Source organism: Mesorhizobium sp. CNPSo 4684 (assembly GCF_057784315.1).
This window is the reverse complement of sequence record NZ_JBWLUX010000017.1, coordinates 99,094-115,993: the sequence shown is the minus strand read 5'-3', so window position 1 is coordinate 115,993 and position 16,900 is coordinate 99,094. Positions and strand designations below refer to the sequence as shown.

Here is a 16,900-nt window from a genome sequence, read left to right as displayed (position 1 = left end):
AGAGGCGGCGCGCTTTAACGAGGATTTTCGATGCGCTACGCCATCTATTTCACCCCAAGGCAGGACGAGCCACTGGCGCGGATCGCCGCCAACTGGCTGGGACGTGACCCCTTCGGCGCCGCTACCAGGCCCGTCGAGACGGTAGCCGACCTGTCGGCGGCGGAAGTCGCCTTCCACACCGCATCGGCGCGCCGCTACGGTTTCCACGCGACGCTGAAGGCGCCCTTCCGGCTGGCGGCCAACGAGACGGAAAGCTCCCTGCGTGCCGCCCTCGACGTCTTTGCCGAAGCGACGCCGACCGTCACCATCCCGCGCCTCATCGTCAGCCAGATCGACGGCTTCTTCGCTTTGGTGCCGCAAGGTCCGCTGCCGCCGCTTAACCGTTTCGCCGATGATGTCGTGCTTGGCTTCGACCGCTTTCGCGCCCCGCTGACCGAAGCCGAGATCGAACGGCGCAGCCCGGATTCGCTGAAGCCGGCCGAGTTCCGCAATCTCTGCCAGTGGGGCTACCCCTATGTCTTCGAGACGTTCCGCTTCCACATGACGCTATCCGGCCGGGCCGGGCCACAGGAAAGCCTACGTCTGCGCGCAGCAATCGACAGCCTGTTCGCAGAGGTGCTGCAGCAGCCGGTGACGGTGGATGCACTAACGCTGTTTGTCGAAACCGAACCGGGCGCCCCGTTCATGGTGCTCTCCCATCATGCGCTCGGCCACCGCGCGGCGAGAAAAACCGCCTGACCACTTCGCCTGAAAACCAAGGACTGCCTGAGATGACCGCCGAGACCGTTTTGACCAATGCCCGCATCGTGCTTGCCGACGAGATCGTCGAGGGCTCGCTCGTACTGCGCGACGGCTTTATCGCCGGCATCGACGCAGGCACCGGGCGGACCGGCGAGGATATGGGCGGCGACTACATCATCCCCGGCCTGGTCGAGCTGCACACCGATCATCTCGAAGGCCATTATGCGCCGCGGCCGAAAGTGCGCTGGAACCCGATCGCCGCCGTGCTCGCCCATGACGCACAGGTCGCCACCGCCGGCATCACCACGGTGCTCGACGCCTTGCGCGTCGGCATGGACGAGGACGCGGATCTCACCTCCGACGACATCCGCAAGCTGGCCGATGCCATCGAGGACAGCGTGGCGCAGGATCGCCTGCGGGCCGACCACTTCCTGCATCTGCGCTGCGAGGTGTCGGCGCCGGACTGTCTGCAGGCCTTCGCCAATTTCGACGGCGATGAGCGGGTCAAACTGGCGTCGCTGATGGACCATGCGCCGGGACAGCGCCAGTTCGTCAACCTCGAGACCTACGCCTATTACTATCAGCGCAAGCTGAAGCTGACCGATCGCGACTTCAAGCTGTTCTGCGAAAAGCGCATGTCGGAATCGGCGAAGAATTCGGGACCGAACCGGGTAGCGATATCGGCCGCCTGCAACGAGCGCGGCATTGTGCTGGCAAGCCATGACGACGCCACATCAGGCCATGTCGACGAGGCGATTGAGCAAGGCGTGCGCGTTGCCGAATTCCCGACCACGCAGGAAGCGGCCAAGGCTTCAAAGGAGGCTGGACTGGGAGTGCTGATGGGCGCGCCCAACGTCATGCGCGGCGCCTCGCATTCCGGCAATGTTTCGGCCCGCACGCTGGCCGCCGACGGACTGCTCGACATCTTGTCGTCCGACTACATTCCCTTCAGCCTGATCCAGTCGGCCTTCTTTCTAGGCGACGTCGTCGAAGGCATTTCCCTGCCGCAGGCGGTCGCCATGGTGTCGAAGAACCCGGCCGAGGCCATCGGACTCAGCGATCGCGGCGTCATCGAACCGGGCCGCCGCGCCGACCTGGTGCGCGTGCGCGTCGACGACCATGTGCCGGTCGTGCGCACCGTCTGGCGCCAGGGACGCCGGGTCGCCTGATGGTCTCGGCGTCGATCGAGCGCGAACTCACCGCCGAGGCCTTTCCGGTCCGCAACGGCGTCTTTGTCGCCGTCGTCGGCCCGAGCGGCGCCGGCAAGGATACGGTGATCGGCTACGCCAAGGCGCTGTTTGCCGATGAGACGAGGCTGGAGTTCGTGCGCCGGGTCATCACCAGGCCGAGCGACGCGGCAAGCGAGGACCACGACACGCTGGCCGACGCTGCCTTTGTCGAGGCCGAGGCCGACGGCGCCTTCGCCATTTCCTGGGAGGCGCACGGTCTGCGCTACGGCATCCCGGCCGATGTCGACTGGTCGATTGCCAACGGCCACGTCGCGGTCGCCAATGTGTCGCGCGCGGTCATCCCGGTTCTGCGTGAGCGCTATGCCAATCTGGCTGTAGTCGAGATCACCGCTGCCCCGGAAATCCTCGCCGAACGGCTCGCCCAGCGCGGCCGCGAATCGCGCGGCGAAGTGCTCGCCCGCCTCGCCCGCAGCGGCAATGTCGCTTTGCACGGACCCGGCGTCACCTCGATCGACAATGGCGGCCCGCGCGAAGCCGCCGGCGAACGCTTCGCCGAAGTGCTGCGCAAGGCGATGGCGTTCTCCGACATGTCGGGGGTAATTTAGCGCTACTCCGCCGCCACGGCGCCCTTGCGGCTGGCGTCGAGCATCAGCCGTCTTGCCCGGAACACGCCCCATTGCTGGTCGACCAGCACGCCGATGAGGATCACCCCGCCCATCACGGCAAAATTCAACGAGGACGGGATGCCGAGCAGATTGACCAGGTTCTGCAACTCCTGCAGCAGCACGGTGCCGAGGATGACGCCGACCAGCGAGCCTTCGCCGCCGCGCAGCGAGAAGCCGCCGAGCACCGCCGCCGCGATGGCGTAGAGTTCATAGAACTGGCCGTGGCTGGCCGGCGAGATCGAGCGCGTGTACATGGCGAAATAGATCGCCGACAGCGCCGTCAGCACGCCGCAGATGACATAGGCGGCCATGACGACGCGGCCGGTGCGGATCCCGGAATATTTCGCGGCTTCCTCGTTCTTGCCGATGGCATAGAGATAGCGGCCGAACACCGAGCGGTGCAGCACTACCCACATGACGATGGCGATGACGATCAGCGCGATGAAGCTGTTCGGCACGCCCCACGACCGGCCGGCGGTGAGGAATTCGAGCTCCGGGAAATTTTGCCCGAAGCCGAAGCCCGCCGTGCCGTCGGCGGTGTAGAAGCGCGCCACGCCGCGATAGATCAGCAGGCCGCAGAGCGTCACCACGAAGGGCTGCAATTTGAGCCGGGTGATCAGCCAGCCATGCACCAGCCCGATGATGCCGCCGAGCACCAGGATCAGCGGCAGCGCGATCGGCCATCCCAGGCCGCGCACGGCGATGAAGTCGATGAACAGCGTACCGAGCAGCGCAACCACCGAGCCGACCGACAATTCGATGCCGCCGGTGATGATGACGAAGGCCTGGCCGATCGACAGGATGCCGAACAGCCCGATCAGGTTCGACGTATTGGCAAGATTGATCGGCAGCAGGAAGCGCGGATTGATGATCGCCACCACGGCCCCGACCACCAGGATCAGGATCAGCAGGCCGAGATCTTTCTTGCTCATCGTCTTCTCCCCAATGCCCGCTTCAGCAGGTTCTGCAAAAATGTTCCGCGCGACCCGCGGCAAAACAAAGCCTAATTCGGCTTCTTGCCGACAGCCAGCAGAAGCACGTTCTCCTGGCTGAAGTGTTCCTTGTCGAGAATGCCGGAAATCTGGCCCTCATGCATGACGGCGATGCGGTCAGACACGCCGATCACCTCTTCCATGTCGCTGGAGATCATCAGCACGGCGACGCCGGCATCGGCCAGCGCGCGCATCAGCCCGTAAATCTCGGCCTTGGCGCCGATGTCGATGCCGCGCGTCGGCTCGTCGAGGATCATCACCTTGGGGTTCATCGCCAGCCACTTGCCCAGCACCACCTTCTGCTGGTTGCCGCCCGACAGCGTGCCGGTGCGCGTCTGCACCGATGGCGCCTTGATGCCGAGATCCTTCTTCTGCTTCTCGGCTGTGACGGTCTCCGCTTTTGCCGACACCAGCTGGCGCTTCGCATGGGCCGGCAGATTGGGCAGCGAAATGTTTTGCGCGATCGACAAATCGAGCAGTATCCCGGTCAGCTTGCGGTCTTCCGGGACGAGAAAAATGCCGTGCGCGACGGCATCGGCCGCCGAGCCCAGGACAAGCGGCTTGCTATCGAGTTCGAGCGCGCCGCCAAGCGTGCTGTCGATGCCGAAGAACACCCGCGCCAGTTCGGTCCGGCCGGAGCCGACAAGGCCGGCAAGGCCGAGGATTTCGCCACGCCTGACATCGAGATCGACCGGCCGGGCGGGGTAGGCGGGGGTGCGTACAGCTTTGGCCGATAGCGTCGTTGCGCCCGGTGCCCGCGCCGCTTCGGACGCTTTCTCGCGCTCCTTCAGCATGCGGCCGATCATCAGCTTGACCATCTGGTCGTGGTTGATGGCGCTCTTCGGCAAAGTGCCGGCCAGCATGCCGTCGCGCAACACCACCACGCGGTCGGCGACGCGTTCGACCTCGTGTAGCCGATGCGAGATGAAGATGACGCTGATACCGTCGGCCTTCAGCGCCTTGATGACGTCGAGCAGCTTGTCGGTTTCGGCGATCGGCAGGCTTGAGGTCGGCTCGTCGAGGATGACCAGCCGCGCCTTGATCGACAGCGCCTTGGCAATCTCGACCATCTGCTGCTGCGCCAGCGACAGGTCGGCGACCGGCGTATCGGCGGAGAAATTGGCGCCGACGCGCTTCAACAATGGCGCCACCATCTCGCGCAGCCTGGCGCGGTCGACGAGCCGCAGCGGCCCGCCACGCAATGGCTCGCGGCCGAAAAAGATGTTGGCGGCGACGTCGAGGTTTTCGAACAGGTTGAGTTCCTGGTGAACGAAGGCGATGCCCGACCCCAGGCTGCCTTCGACGCTAAGCCCGTCATGCGCGACGCCGTCGACGGTAATGGTGCCGCTGTCCGGCCGGGTGACGCCGCCGAGGATCTTCATCAAGGTCGATTTGCCGGCGCCGTTTTCGCCGACCAGGCCGATGACCTCACCCGGCCTGACCTCCATGGAAAAGCCGTCCAGCGCGACAACGCCTGGATAGGTCTTGCGCACGTTCTCGAGGCCGAGGAACGGGGTAGTCGCTGCAATGGATGTGTCGGAATAGTTCATCAAGCCACAATTGATCGCGCTTGCCAGCAGCCGCTGGGCCAAAATGGCCCCTTCAGCAGACTGACGGGCCTTCGCCCGCCCGTCAACACGATCGCCGGCCCAAGGCGAACCTTGAGCCGGCGTAACCGCTCGTGGCCTCAGTTTCCGGACATCGCCTTCAGATTGGCCGCATAGGCGTCGACATCGTCCTTGCCGATGATCTTGGTCGGGACGATGATCAAGCCGCCTTCCGGAATGCCGGATTTGTCGCCCTTGAGATAGGCGGCCATCAGCTTCATGCCCTGGTAGGCCCATTCGAAGGGCTGCTGCACGACGGTCGCCGCCACCGTGCCTTCCTTGACGCCGCCCAGCGTGATCGGATCGTCATCGAAACCGACGACGGTGATCGAGCCGAGCTTGCCGGCGTCGCGCAGCGCTTCATAGATGCGCGGCGTGTTGTAGGAGTAGAAACCGACCATGCAGGTGATGTCGGGGCTGGCGACCAGCGCGTCCTCGACATTCTTCTTGGCGCGCGCCTGGTCGATGTCGTCGCCGCGCACGTCGACCAGTTCGATCTTGCTGCCGGCGAGACCGTCCTTCATGCCCTGGATGCGTTCCTTGGCATTGTCGGCGCCGAGCAGGCCGACGAAGCCGAGGCATTTGCCGCCGTCGGGCATCGCCTTCTTGGCGATCTCTGCCGCCTGCTTGCCGGCGTCGACATTGGACGAGCCGATATAGGCGACGCGCTTGGTCTGCGGGGCATCGGAGTCGGTGGTGAACAGCGCCGTCTCAGAGGCGATCTTGTTCAGACCGTCGGTCGAGGTCTTGGGGTCGACGGCCGAGACCATGATCCCCTTGACGCCGGCAGTCACCAGATCGTCCATCAGCCGCTGCTGGATGGCGACCGAGGACTGCTCGGGATATTTGAGTTCGAGATTGTAGTCGGGCAGCTCGCCCTGCGCCTTCTTGACGCCGGCTTCCGCCGCCTTCCAGAAGTCGGAGGCACCGTTGACGACGAAGGCCAGCGTCGGCTTGTCGTCGGCGCGCGCAATGGCTGTCGCCGTCAGGCCAAGCAGCAGGGCTGCCGTGGCTACGGATGCATGTCGTATCAAGGATTTCATGTTCAACCTCCCGTTTTGGCTCAGTCGTCGGACTGAACCGATCTTGCATTCACTGAATTGCCGCTTGCGATTTGGACGCCCTCCTCCTCAGGGTTCCCGGCACTGAAAGAATGGCGTCGTTCCAGTCGCGATTACGGACTTTAGAGACTCATCCCATGCTCGTAAATAGTCTGATTTGTCTGACATATCACATGTCCGAGACAGAGCTTGCGGAGGCAATCCCCGCTCGCCATCAGGCCATTCACGCGCACTTCTCGCCGCGCGGGTCCCAGCCGGACCGGACGCGGCAGATTGACGTTACAGTGCATTTTTGTATTAGTAAACAGTATTAGTAAAAGGCCTCATGCGAGGGCGCTGGCAAGGCGGCGGGGCTCGTTCTCCCAAGGTGCGCCGCTTCGGCGGCGTCCAAGTGGATGCCTTGCAGTTGTTGAGTTACAACCGAACGGAGAGGCGTAGCGGCAGCAAGCTGAAGCTGCTAATAAACATAATCATATCCGGCGACTTCTATTAGTGGATGGCGCCGAACCATCTTGTCGGCCTGACTGGCTGCCGCTAGACAGGCCGTGGATTGGGGACACGAATGCCATGAGCGATACGATTGACCCGGACGGCCCGGCCAGCGACGCGGCGCGGCGGCGCAAGGCGCCGGCGAGAACCGCCAAAGGCGGCCGCGTCACCATGACGGATATTGCCAGGGCTGCCGGCTGCTCGCAGGCGACCGTCTCTTTCGTGCTCAACAATTCGCCCGGCATCAGGCTGTCGCAGCAGACGCGCGAGCGGGTGATCGACGCCGCGCGTGCGCTCGGCTATTCCGCGCCCGCCTTCTCGGCGCTGCGCAAACCGGTTCCCGCTTTCGAAGGGCTTGATGGCGTCATCGGCTTCGCCGTCGACCAGCTGGCGACCAGTCCGGAAGCCGTCGTCGCCATCGAGGGCGCGCGCCAGGCGTCGTGGAACGCCGGCAATGTCTTGCTGGTGGCGCAGACCATGGGCGACGCCGTCATGGAGCCGCGCGCCATTGCGGCCCTCACCAAGCGCGGCATCTCGGCGCTGATCTACATGACCATCTTCACCCGCGAGATCTCAGCGCCCGACTTCCTCTACGGCCTCGACATCCCGGTCATCCTGCTCAACTGCTACACATCCGACTATGCCTTCCCCGCCGTGGTTCCTTCCGAGATCGCTGGCGGCCAGAGCTCGACCCGGCATCTGATCGGCCACGGCCACCGCCGCATCGCCACCATCACCGGTGAGCCGTGGATGCAGGCAGCCCAAGACCGCCTGAAAGGCTACCGCAGGGCGCTCGCCACCGCCGACATCCCGTTCGATCCGGAACTGGTGGTCGAAGGCGACTGGTCGGCCAGCGCCGGCTATGCCGCGACCGTCAAGCTTCTGGCGCTCAAAGACCGCCCGACCGCCATCTTCTGCCAGAACGACCGCACGGCCATCGGCTGCTACGAAGCGCTGAAGGAGGCCGGCCTGCACATACCACAGGACATCTCCGTCGTCGGCTATGACGATGAGGAGATCGCCCGGCATCTGTTCCCGCCGCTGACGACGTCGATCCTTCCGCACATGGCCATGGGCCAATGGGCGATCGAGCAGTTGGAAGTGCCGCCGCCGCCCGGCCGCGGCCGCTATCCCATCACCAAGCTGGAATGCCCGTTGGTCGAGCGCGACTCCGTGGCGGCGGTGGCGGGGCAAGCCTGATCTGCCCATCCCGAAGCAAATCGGGATGGGTCTGTTTCAATATTTGCGCCGCTGGGCAGGATTTATCCAAACCCTGGGATCAGCCTGCGGCTAGAATCGCAATATGACATAGGAGCGCCTGCGATAGCAGCGCCTGTGCCACCGACCATACCGCCAGAACCTGCGGCAGTGCCGTCTCCACACCCGCCGCCTGTGGTGGCGGCGGTGCCATCGCCGATGGTAGATCTGCTCGACATCGCCCGGGCCTTCGTCATCGAAAGAGCTGGCATCCTGCTTGTCGAGCTCATCGAGAATGCCGTTGCCGACATTGGGAACCCCGGCCACGGCCTCGAGAGGCCGAACCGTCGTAGCAAGCGCCGCGGCCCCCGCAACGCCGAACAATGCTGTCAAGAATGATCGCCGATCCATCAAAACCTCCATCAGAGGATAAGGCTAACATTAGCCAAATAGAGCGGCTGGCATAAAAGGCCAGATGGGGCATTTGGCGGACACAAAGGGTGGTTAACGCGACGGCCCGTGGTCTGCCTTCTGTCTTAGTCTGTTCATCCGGCTGACCTAGAAATGGAGGCCTGAACAGGGAGTGTGCCATGCCAGCCGACAATCTCGACAAGCTCCAGAGCGCCTACAAGGCTGCGGTGGAAGAGTGGATAGTGGCGATCAAGCAGGAAGAGGAACTGGCCTCCGTCAATCATTCGGTCGCAGAGGTCGACACATGGGAAGCGGCGCATTTCAAGGAAGACGAGATACGCGGCAAGGTCCTCGACCTGAAGGCAAAATACGAAGACGCCCTGCGCAAGGAATTATTCGGGTTTTAGCCGCACCGCGATTGCGTCGATCCCGGCGTGTGGTCCCCCACAAGCTGATGTCGGCGCCGCTACGCGTTCTGCCAAGGGTGCATCAAGTCTGAAACAAGCCTTTGATTGCTTGAGGGCCCGATGCGCTTGGAGCGACCATCGCCATTGCCTGGCTCGAGAGTCCAAGATGATCTTTCAACACCGCATTGACGATCGAGCGGGCATCGGTGGTGACCGCCAAGTCGGTCCCCTCGTGGAGCTGATCTGCCGCCAATCCGGGCCAGCGACCCGCGATCCGCCCACCGGCTATCGCGCCACCCATCAAGAACGCTGCGCTGGCACCACCATGGTCGGTGCCGCCTTGTTCGTTGAAGTGGATGGAGCGCCCGAACTCCGTAATGCCGAGCACAACGGTTTGACGCCAGATTGCGGCTGCCGCTTCCGAGAACGCGACGACACCGCGCGCCAATGTCCCAAGGGTCGCCGAAAGACGCTCTCCCTGAGCAACGTGGGTATCGATGCCGTCCAACTGCAGCAGGGCCACGCGCGGACCGTCCGGCCTGGACAGCGCCTGCCCCGCGGAGGTCGCCGCTGCGGCAAAGCTGGCGGCACTCAGCGCCTGTCGCCGCGCAAGCAACGTCTGCACCGCGTCTCCGGCTGAACCGCACGCCTCACCGAGGCAAAGGCCGGCGATTTCAAGTCCCGGATTGGCCAACACAAGATCGAAAAGCACGTCATTTGGCACGTCGGCCGGCGCTGCACGCCAGATGGTTTGCCTTCCCTGCGACAGCACCGAAGCGGCTCTTCCTGGCCAGCCAAAATCGCCGCCGTCGACATCGCCGTCGAACAGGACCCTCTGCGCGGCGTCATGCGATTTCCCGATACCCGGGATGCCCGTCGCGGGCAGGATCAGCAATTCACCGGCTGAATAGAACCGAGCAAGCGGTTCCAGCGCCGGATGAAGCGCAAACAGCGGATCAAGCTTCACGCCGAACGCGTCGTCGGAGTCGCCAAGTTCTCTCACCCTGCCTTGCACCCGCCGGAAATCCGGATCACCATGCGGCGGCAGCGCGGCCAGCGCATCAAGCCCACCCCTAAGATGAACGACAAGCAGCCGCGGCTGGCTGTCGCCGGCAAAAACCGCCGAAGCAAACCCTGCGCTGGTCGCAAACAGCGAGGTAAGACCCAAACCCTGGAGGGCCGTGCGGCGCGTCAATTGCATTTCGGATAATCCGGAATAGTGACGTCCGGCGTTCCGCGTGTCGAATATCCAAGCGGATCGGCATTTGCGATCACGCTCTTTTTGATCGGCACCTTCTGCAAATTCGCAGTGGGCCGAGCCAGCAGTCCTGCAAGAACTGGAGCGGCAAGGGACGTTCCCGAACAGATATTCTGTCTTAGCTCGTGATTTTTGCTCCGCCAAAGCACCTGGACGCCAACGCCTGGCTCGGACATGGCCGCGCCAAAAGCGCCGCCATCCCAAAGCAGATCACACCACCCGTTTGAAACGGTGCTGCACACGCCAGTGCCGGTGCCGGTCGGGATATAAGTGCTGTCGGATGCCGAGACACTTTGGATGAAGCCTTGCGTCGGGTTTGGAGAAAGATATTCCGACGCATTGGCCGGGAAAAAGGACTGTACCCACGACGCCTCGTCGTCTTCCCGCGCATTGCCCGCCGCAATTACAATACGGACCTGTTTGTTTGCGATCTCAAACAGCAGCTTGTCCATCAGACCAAGCTGGCCTAATTGGCCACCATTCCTCGCGGTCTCCATGAACTGCGAGCCCCAGCTGATGTTCAGGATTTGGCCGGGGGACGCATTGTCAAGAACGTATTTCAGGGCGACAAGCGGCGGTCCGACGATCTTCGACTTCTCGCCTTCAAATGCCTTGACAATCTTGAGTGGCACGCCAGGGCTGACCCCAACGATGCCAAGGAATTGACCGCTTGTTGCACCTGGCACGCGCATTCCGCCAACGATACCTGCGACCATCGTGCCGTGACCTTGACTGTCTGCCACGCCCATGGTCGTGCTGCATGGAGTGACCGTGCAGTTGATCCGTTCCGAAATATTAAGAAGCCCTTTTGTGACGATGTCTTCGTCGACGCCGCTATCGATGATCCAGACTGCGGACCCGTTGGTCACAGGACTGGGCGACCCGACTACACTGCAAACGCTCGGCGGCACGAGCTTGTCACCCGTCACAGGGGCTAGCGGCCTGCGTGCTTCGCAACCGCCATCCGCGAACAGGCTTACTTCCAGGGAATCCGGTTCCTGATACCCTTCCGACAGAAGCTTATCCGCTTCCTCGTCGGTAAAGCTTCCAGTGACCAGGCTAAATCCCTGGTCCGGCATGTCGACAGCCTGCAGAACTTCCCCCGACAGATTGATCTTGTTCAGGCTGGCGATAACCGATCCAAATCTGTCCTTGTCCGCAAGTGGCGCGATGAATGTGTGTTGCGTTACTTGCGGCCCGTCCGGGTCTTCGTCCGCGTGCACGACCGTGGCCGCGGAAAATGTGGCGGCGAGAAAAGTCACAAGCCAAGCAAACCTCATGGATCCCCACCATCTGCTGGTCGACTGACTGGCAGCATGCTCCCAATAGCTCTTTCTGTCCACGGCAAAGCTTTGGAGGCGAACCGCTCGAGGGCTCTTCTTGCAGCCAAAGAAAAAGCAGCCTAGGTTGTTGTCGCACGCCTCAAAGCGCGGGGAGCAACGCTTGTGCCTAAGGTGAAACTCAAGCAGGGCCGACAGGCTCAGGAGATTGGCGCCTCGCTCGTGGGGGCGTGGCTGAAGGCTTTGCCGCCCGCGTTCACGGCGACTGTATCAGTGGTAGATTCGACAAATCCTTTGCGTATAACCATCGACATACCGAACGCCTTCACGGTCAATGACGTCATAGCTCTGCGCACTGGAGATAAAAATGGCGGCCTTCGAAGTGTGAGGGTGGGGCAGATCACAGGCACTACGGGAAAAACCTTACGTGTTGTTGATCTTGGCGGTCTCGATATCGATTACAAAGGCAAAAGTTTGCTGGGCGGCGTAGTGTCGAAAGTAAAAGACCTGAATGACGTTACTCTTCTAAGCGAACTTAAGATTGTGCTGGAGCAGATCGTCGACGCGAAAGTGAAACTGGTGTGCGATGCCCCAACGGAGCTGACTGTAGTCCTGCCGGCCCTGCCGGAAGGCGTTGTCACGCGAGAGGATCTGATAGATTACCTCGGGACGTACCACAACAACGCACAGGGTCGGCACTATCATGACGAGCTTGCGTCCGCGGTCCTCTTCGGCTGCCGATAGCAAACTTCCATTTCAGTTCGGCAGCCCGGCTGCGAGCAGCCCCTTGAGCAGCGTGGCCCGATCCTCCTCCAGGCGATAGGGCTCCTTGGCCACGAATCGACTGCAGGAAAAGCTGGGCGTACCCGCCAACACGCGAGCCGCATACAACTTTGCATCGCTGTCCCGGCCAAGCGCCGAGCTTGATGCGGCCATGTAGGCCGTAACCCATGTCGGCATTGTCGATGAACGGCTCAAAGCGACCAATGCCGGTTCGGGCCGGCCCGCAATGAAGTGGGCGATGCCGCGAAACGGCCAATACCAGGATGGTTCATAGAGGGGATCGAGCACCTGCGCCCGCTCGAACCATTGCATGGCGCGATCCGGTTCGCCGCAAAATGTGTAGAGGGTGCCGAGATAGGAAACCTGCTCGGGATCGTTCGGATTGAGGTAGAGGGCCCGGGCGTAGAGTTGCGCGGCGACGTCGAAGTCTCGCCGGTGCAGCAGCACCCAGCCGAGAATGTTGAGGCAAACCGGATCGTTGGGAGACAGCGCCACCGCCTTCTTGGCAATTGCATGCGCCTCGTCGAGCAAGGCATCGGAAGATCCCATGTCGCGAAACCATTCCAGCTGCTTGTAGTGAGCCAGCTTGGCGTAGGCGCGCCCATAGGTCGGATCAAGGTCGATGGCGCGCTGATACCATTGCCTGGCTTCCGCTTCGCAGGCGAGGTCGCCTAGCGGCAGGGCATTGCCGCGCAGCACGCACTCATAGGCCGCCAGGTTGGCCGGCGGCTTGCGCCGCGCCTTCTCCGCACCCGCTGCCTTGAGGCGCCCGATGACTGTGCCCACGATCTTGCGGACCAGTTCGTCCTGCACATCGAATATGTCCTGATCGTCGCTGTCATAATGCTCGGCCCAAACGTCGCCGCCGGACGTTGCGTCAACCAGTTCGCACGACAGGCGGATGCGCTTCCCCATCCTGCGGATTCGCCCCGCAAGCTCGAAATCGAGCCCGATATCCGAGACCAGCTTTGGCAGCTCCACATCCTTGAGCCGCATCGAGGTATGATATGACGCGACGGAGAGCTGCGTGAACCGCGTCAGCTCGGTGATGACGTCTTCCGTGAACCCTTCGCTGAAATAGGGTTCCACCCCGCCGGTGCTGACAAATGGGCGGACCAGAATCGATGGCGTGTTCGAGCCCGAAATCTCGGCGCCGATGCTCGGCGAGAGGCTCTCGGGTCTGTGAATAAGCGAGTAGACCGCCACGGGTCGGGGAATGTTCTTGAGCAGGAAGTCACCGCAATATTCGAAGGGCAATTGCAGTCCTGCGCGGACCTCCTCATGCACTTTTGCCGAAAGGCAAATGCCTCCGGGGGCCGCGATCTGTTCAAGGCGTGCAGCCACGTTGACACCGTCGCCGAACACGTCTCCGTCGCCGTCGACGATAATGTCGCCGAAATTTATGCCCATCCGAAGCGACAGACCGGGCGACTGCCGTTCGGGGCTTGCGAGATAGGCCTGGATAGCCACCCCGCATCGGACCGCTTCGACCGCACTGAAGAACTCCGCGACGATACCGTCGCCGGTGTTCTTCACAACGCGGCCGTCATGCCGATGAACGTAGCCTGGGATCTCGTCGTGCATCAGCGCCCGGACGCGGGTAAACGTGCCTTCCTCGTCTACCGCCATTTGTTGCGAATAGCCGACCACGTCTGCGACCACGATCGCAGTCAGGCGTCGCTTCAGGGTATTGTTTGCGGTCAATCCAGGCTTTGGGGTCAATCCATACCTCGGGTCGGACGTCCGAACGTACTTTAGCACATTTGCATGATGCTATCGCGCATGGCAGCGTGTAAACTGCTGCACCAAGAGCTTCGGGCGTGCGACAGAGCGAAATCCGTTCAGAAGCGCTCGCAACGCGAAAGATACGCACATTCGAGGTCTGCGTGGGGTCTAGTCTTCTCTATGGCCCGGTGGTGATCTCGGACCCATTGCTCGGCTGTCCTCTCACGGTGGCGGCCGGCCGCGTTCGCGCCGCCAGGGATGGCGAAGAGAGCACTTACTTCGTGTCTGGTTGGGGCACGACAGTCGAGCAGGCGCTGCAAGGCTGCCTCTATGAGGCGGACGAGACCCACTTCGCCCAGATCGTTCCCGAGGGGCGAATTCTCCGGTCGTGTGCCGATGCGATTCATGGGCGGGTCGTCGAGCCGCCCGGCATCCTTCTTTTCAGCGAAGAGCAATATGACCGGCGAGAAGCCGGGAACCGACAGCCCCGCAACATGGTTCCGGCCCGCTGGGATAGATCCGCGCCTGAAGACTGGATCCTGAGTGACGACAAGCTCGGTACGGCGCAAGCCTGGGTGCCCGCGGGGCTGTGTTTCCTCGGATATGATCCCGGTGGCAAGCAATCATCTTTGCCGGCTGCCGACTCGAACGGACTTGCGCTGGGCATCAACCCTGAGGACGCTGCGATGAGCGCACTTCTTGAGCTGATCGAGCGAGATGCGACCTCTATCTGGTGGTACAACCGACTTGTTTTGCCTCGAATCGATCCGAAGTCGACGGCAAGCGACACGGTATCTTCTTACGAGGACTGGCTTCGGCGCCAAGGGCGCGAATTGCGGCTTCTGCGGCTTACGCTGGATTTGGCGGTGCCGATAGTTGCGGCAATCTCCAGCGACAGGTCCGGCCGGTGTCCGGCAATGGGGTTTGCGGCAGGCGCATCGTGGTCAGCGGCTGCCACAAGGGCGGTTGGCGAGCTTGCTCAATGCGAAGCGAACCTTGCTCTGCTCTCCCAGCAGGCGCAGCAACAGGGAACGACCCGCTTTACTTCGGGGGCGCGGCAACTTTATCGCTGGCATCGAGAGACGGATCTTGGGCTGTATCCATATTTGCAGGGTGGCGGCCCTGCCTGCGCGGATGAAGCGACACTCGACTACGCCTCATGCGTCAAACTCTGCCACGAACGAAACCTGGAGGTGTTCGCCGTCATCCTGATACAGGATGAGCAGCGCTCCCTTGTCCGCATGTTCGCTCCGGGCTTGCGTTCGACCAAACCAAGGTTTGGTCCGGGCAGGCTCTATTCTGTTCCAGGCACTCTTGGCCTCGCAAGCTCCATATACCGAGACCCTTTCCCGTTTTAGCGCCGAAACCAGTTAGCGCAAGGCTGCAACCGGGTGCCGCGCTTCCTTCGGCCGGGCGACAGAGCCATGCAGAATGCTGCCGATGTTTGCGGCCAGAAACGCGGCCAGGTCGCGCGCCGGCGCATCCAGCCTTTGCGAGGGCGCGATCAAGGCCAGCTCCGACGGCGGCTGTTCGGCAAAACCGTCGGCAGCGCGCAGCAGGCGGTGCTCTGGAAGCACCGCATCCACCGGCAGCAGGCTGATGCCCAGCCCCGACGCCACCGCCGCCTGCACGCCGATCAGCCCCTGGCTTGTATAGGCGATGCGCCACATCCGCCCCGTCGCCTCGATCGCGCGCGTCGCCCTTTGCCGGTAAATGCAGCCTTGCGGAAACATCGCGAGCGGCACGGGGTCGGCGTCGAGCGCACCGGACGGGCCGGCTACCCAGGCAAGCGTCTCCTCCCAGCGCCCCAGGCAGGGCGCGTCGCCAGGCTCGCGTTTGATCAGCGCCAGATCGATCTCGCCATTGTCCAGCAGGCGCCGCAGCTCGAAACTCCAGCCGCTGACGGTGTCGAGCCGCAGATGCGGCGACGCCCGGGAAAATCCAGACAACAGGTCGATCAGCCGCCGGCCGGCAAAATCTTCCGGCACGCCGAGCCGCACCGTCTTCGGCGCCGCGGGCTGCCGCAGGGCCGCTTCCGCCTCGGCCGAGATCGACAGCAGCCGGCGCGCATAGCCGAGCAGCACTTCGCCCTCTTCGGTGACCTGCACGCCACCCGGCGCGCGCTCGCGCACCAGCAGGCTGTGGCCGACGCTGTCTTCCAGCCGCTTGATCTGCTGGCTGATGGTCGACTGCGTCAGGTGAACGCGCTCCGCCGCGCGCGTAAAACCGCCGGTTTCGACCACCGCGACGAAGCTGCGCAACAGATCGAGATCCAGATCCATTCGAATTTCCACTTGATCCTATCGCAACATTTAATTTTCAAATGACTGAAATCGCTGCCAGTGTCCAGCCAACTTTCCCTGAGGTTTCTCCAAATGGCATTGAACGGGCCGCGCCCGACCTGGCTGACATTCGATTGCTACGGAACGCTGATCCAGTGGGACGAAGGCCTGATGGCGGCGATGGAAACGATCCTTGCGCGCAAGGGCCGCAAGATCGAAGCGGAAGACTTCATCCCCGTCTATGACCGGCACGAGCATAAGCTTGAGCATTCCAGGCCGCATTTGTCCTTCGCCGACGTCACGGCCAGGGCCTTGCAGCTGGCGCTGCGGGATTTCTCGCTGGAGGCGGCGGCCGATGACGCGGAACTGCTGACCGCGTCGATCGGCAAGATGCCGCCTTTTCCCGAAGTCGTCGCGACGCTGCGCCGGCTAAAGGATGCCGGCTTCAAGCTGGCGATCATCTCCAACACCGATGACGCCATCATCGCCGGCAACGTCGCGCAGCTCGGCGGATCGATCGACCGGGTCATCACCGCCGAGCAGGCGCAGGTCTACAAGCCGTCGCGACAGATTTTTGAGCATGCCTGGCGAACCCTCGGTGTGACCAGGGACGCGCTGGTGCACATCTGCGCCAGCCCGCATCTGGATCTGACCGCCGCACGCGATCTCAACTTCCGCGCCGTGTGGGTCGACCGCGGCACCGGCCGGTGCCCGCCGCCCGACTACCAGCCGGACGCGATCGCGCACGGGCTGGATGACGTGCCCGGGTTGTTCGAAGCCGCAGGCTGGCTTCGGTAGGCGCACACGAAGCG

16 protein-coding genes are annotated in these 16,900 nt (G+C 62.9%); 9 read left to right on the top strand and 7 right to left on the bottom strand.

Annotated features, from left to right (window positions below; translation table 11 throughout):
- Positions 1 to 30: 30 nt before the first annotated feature.
- The 3 genes from AC04SG_RS17990 to phnN are packed head-to-tail and all read left to right on the top strand — an operon-like array spanning position 31 to position 2,536.
- Positions 31 to 738, top strand: coding sequence for a DUF1045 domain-containing protein (locus tag AC04SG_RS17990; RefSeq protein ID WP_488552123.1), 708 nt, complete (start codon positions 31 to 33; stop codon positions 736 to 738).
- A 32-nt stretch (positions 739 to 770) separates the two neighbouring features.
- Entirely contained in the window at positions 771 to 1,910 is a 1,140-nt protein-coding gene (locus AC04SG_RS17985) for an alpha-D-ribose 1-methylphosphonate 5-triphosphate diphosphatase (protein ID WP_477342725.1), read from the top strand.
- Positions 1,907 to 2,536, top strand: a complete 630-nt coding sequence (gene phnN / locus AC04SG_RS17980) for a phosphonate metabolism protein/1,5-bisphosphokinase (PRPP-forming) PhnN (RefSeq protein ID WP_488552141.1) — start codon at positions 1,907 to 1,909, stop codon at positions 2,534 to 2,536. Before AC04SG_RS17985 ends, phnN begins: the two co-directional genes overlap by 4 nt.
- Before the next feature lie 2 nt (positions 2,537 to 2,538).
- Here the strand turns inward: phnN and AC04SG_RS17975 are convergent, their stop codons facing one another.
- The 3 genes from AC04SG_RS17975 to AC04SG_RS17965 all read right to left on the bottom strand — a co-directional run bounded on the left by AC04SG_RS17975 (position 2,539) and on the right by AC04SG_RS17965 (position 6,238).
- On the bottom strand, positions 2,539 to 3,528 hold the full coding sequence (locus AC04SG_RS17975) for an ABC transporter permease (protein ID WP_192255331.1): 990 nt from the start codon (positions 3,526 to 3,528) through the stop codon (positions 2,539 to 2,541).
- A gap of 71 nt (positions 3,529 to 3,599) precedes the next feature.
- Positions 3,600 to 5,138 (bottom strand): sugar ABC transporter ATP-binding protein, encoded by a 1,539-nt coding sequence (locus tag AC04SG_RS17970; protein WP_488552122.1) that lies wholly within the window; start codon positions 5,136 to 5,138, stop codon positions 3,600 to 3,602.
- Between the two features lie 137 nt (positions 5,139 to 5,275).
- Positions 5,276 to 6,238, bottom strand: a complete 963-nt coding sequence (locus AC04SG_RS17965; RefSeq protein WP_488552121.1) for a sugar-binding protein — start codon at positions 6,236 to 6,238, stop codon at positions 5,276 to 5,278.
- A gap of 585 nt (positions 6,239 to 6,823) precedes the next feature.
- On the opposite strand from AC04SG_RS17965, the gene AC04SG_RS17960 reads away from it, so the two are divergent.
- The 3 genes from AC04SG_RS17960 to AC04SG_RS17950 all read left to right on the top strand — a co-directional run bounded on the left by AC04SG_RS17960 (position 6,824) and on the right by AC04SG_RS17950 (position 8,760).
- Positions 6,824 to 7,945: a LacI family DNA-binding transcriptional regulator gene (locus AC04SG_RS17960; RefSeq protein ID WP_488552120.1), complete on the top strand. Its 1,122-nt coding sequence runs from the start codon at positions 6,824 to 6,826 to the stop codon at positions 7,943 to 7,945.
- 216 nt (positions 7,946 to 8,161) lie between these two features.
- Positions 8,162 to 8,341: a hypothetical protein gene (locus tag AC04SG_RS17955; protein WP_488552119.1), complete on the top strand. Its 180-nt coding sequence runs from the start codon at positions 8,162 to 8,164 to the stop codon at positions 8,339 to 8,341.
- 191 nt (positions 8,342 to 8,532) lie between these two features.
- Positions 8,533 to 8,760: a hypothetical protein gene (locus AC04SG_RS17950; RefSeq protein WP_488552118.1), complete on the top strand. Its 228-nt coding sequence runs from the start codon at positions 8,533 to 8,535 to the stop codon at positions 8,758 to 8,760.
- 82 nt (positions 8,761 to 8,842) lie between these two features.
- Here the strand turns inward: AC04SG_RS17950 and AC04SG_RS17945 are convergent, their stop codons facing one another.
- Together AC04SG_RS17945 and AC04SG_RS17940 are read right to left on the bottom strand one after the other, a co-directional pair.
- Positions 8,843 to 9,961 (bottom strand): DUF1501 domain-containing protein, encoded by a 1,119-nt coding sequence (locus tag AC04SG_RS17945; protein ID WP_488552117.1) that lies wholly within the window; start codon positions 9,959 to 9,961, stop codon positions 8,843 to 8,845.
- Entirely contained in the window at positions 9,952 to 11,298 is a 1,347-nt protein-coding gene (locus tag AC04SG_RS17940) for a S8 family serine peptidase (protein WP_488552116.1), read from the bottom strand. The genes AC04SG_RS17945 and AC04SG_RS17940 overlap by 10 nt, the downstream gene beginning before the upstream one ends.
- Positions 11,299 to 11,463: 165 nt before the next feature.
- Here AC04SG_RS17940 and AC04SG_RS17935 point away from each other — a divergent pair, with 165 nt between their 5' ends.
- Positions 11,464 to 12,042 (top strand): hypothetical protein, encoded by a 579-nt coding sequence (locus tag AC04SG_RS17935; RefSeq protein ID WP_488552115.1) that lies wholly within the window; start codon positions 11,464 to 11,466, stop codon positions 12,040 to 12,042.
- A gap of 12 nt (positions 12,043 to 12,054) precedes the next feature.
- Here AC04SG_RS17935 and AC04SG_RS17930 read toward each other — a convergent pair whose 3' ends face one another.
- Positions 12,055 to 13,785, bottom strand: a complete 1,731-nt coding sequence (locus AC04SG_RS17930; RefSeq protein ID WP_488552114.1) for an adenylate/guanylate cyclase domain-containing protein — start codon at positions 13,783 to 13,785, stop codon at positions 12,055 to 12,057.
- Positions 13,786 to 13,901: 116 nt separating this feature from the next.
- Here AC04SG_RS17930 and AC04SG_RS17925 point away from each other — a divergent pair, with 116 nt between their 5' ends.
- Positions 13,902 to 15,164 carry a YcaO-like family protein gene (locus tag AC04SG_RS17925; RefSeq protein WP_488552113.1) on the top strand — a complete coding sequence of 421 codons (1,263 nt, stop codon included), beginning with the start codon at positions 13,902 to 13,904 and terminating at the stop codon, positions 15,162 to 15,164.
- A 12-nt stretch (positions 15,165 to 15,176) separates the two neighbouring features.
- Here AC04SG_RS17925 and AC04SG_RS17920 read toward each other — a convergent pair whose 3' ends face one another.
- A complete protein-coding gene (locus AC04SG_RS17920; protein WP_488552140.1) occupies positions 15,177 to 16,094 on the bottom strand; it encodes a LysR substrate-binding domain-containing protein in 918 nt (305 codons plus the stop codon).
- An 87-nt stretch (positions 16,095 to 16,181) separates the two neighbouring features.
- On the opposite strand from AC04SG_RS17920, the gene AC04SG_RS17915 reads away from it, so the two are divergent.
- A complete protein-coding gene (locus tag AC04SG_RS17915) occupies positions 16,182 to 16,886 on the top strand; it encodes a haloacid dehalogenase type II (RefSeq protein ID WP_488552112.1) in 705 nt (234 codons plus the stop codon).
- The last annotated feature ends 14 nt before the right edge of the window (positions 16,887 to 16,900 follow it).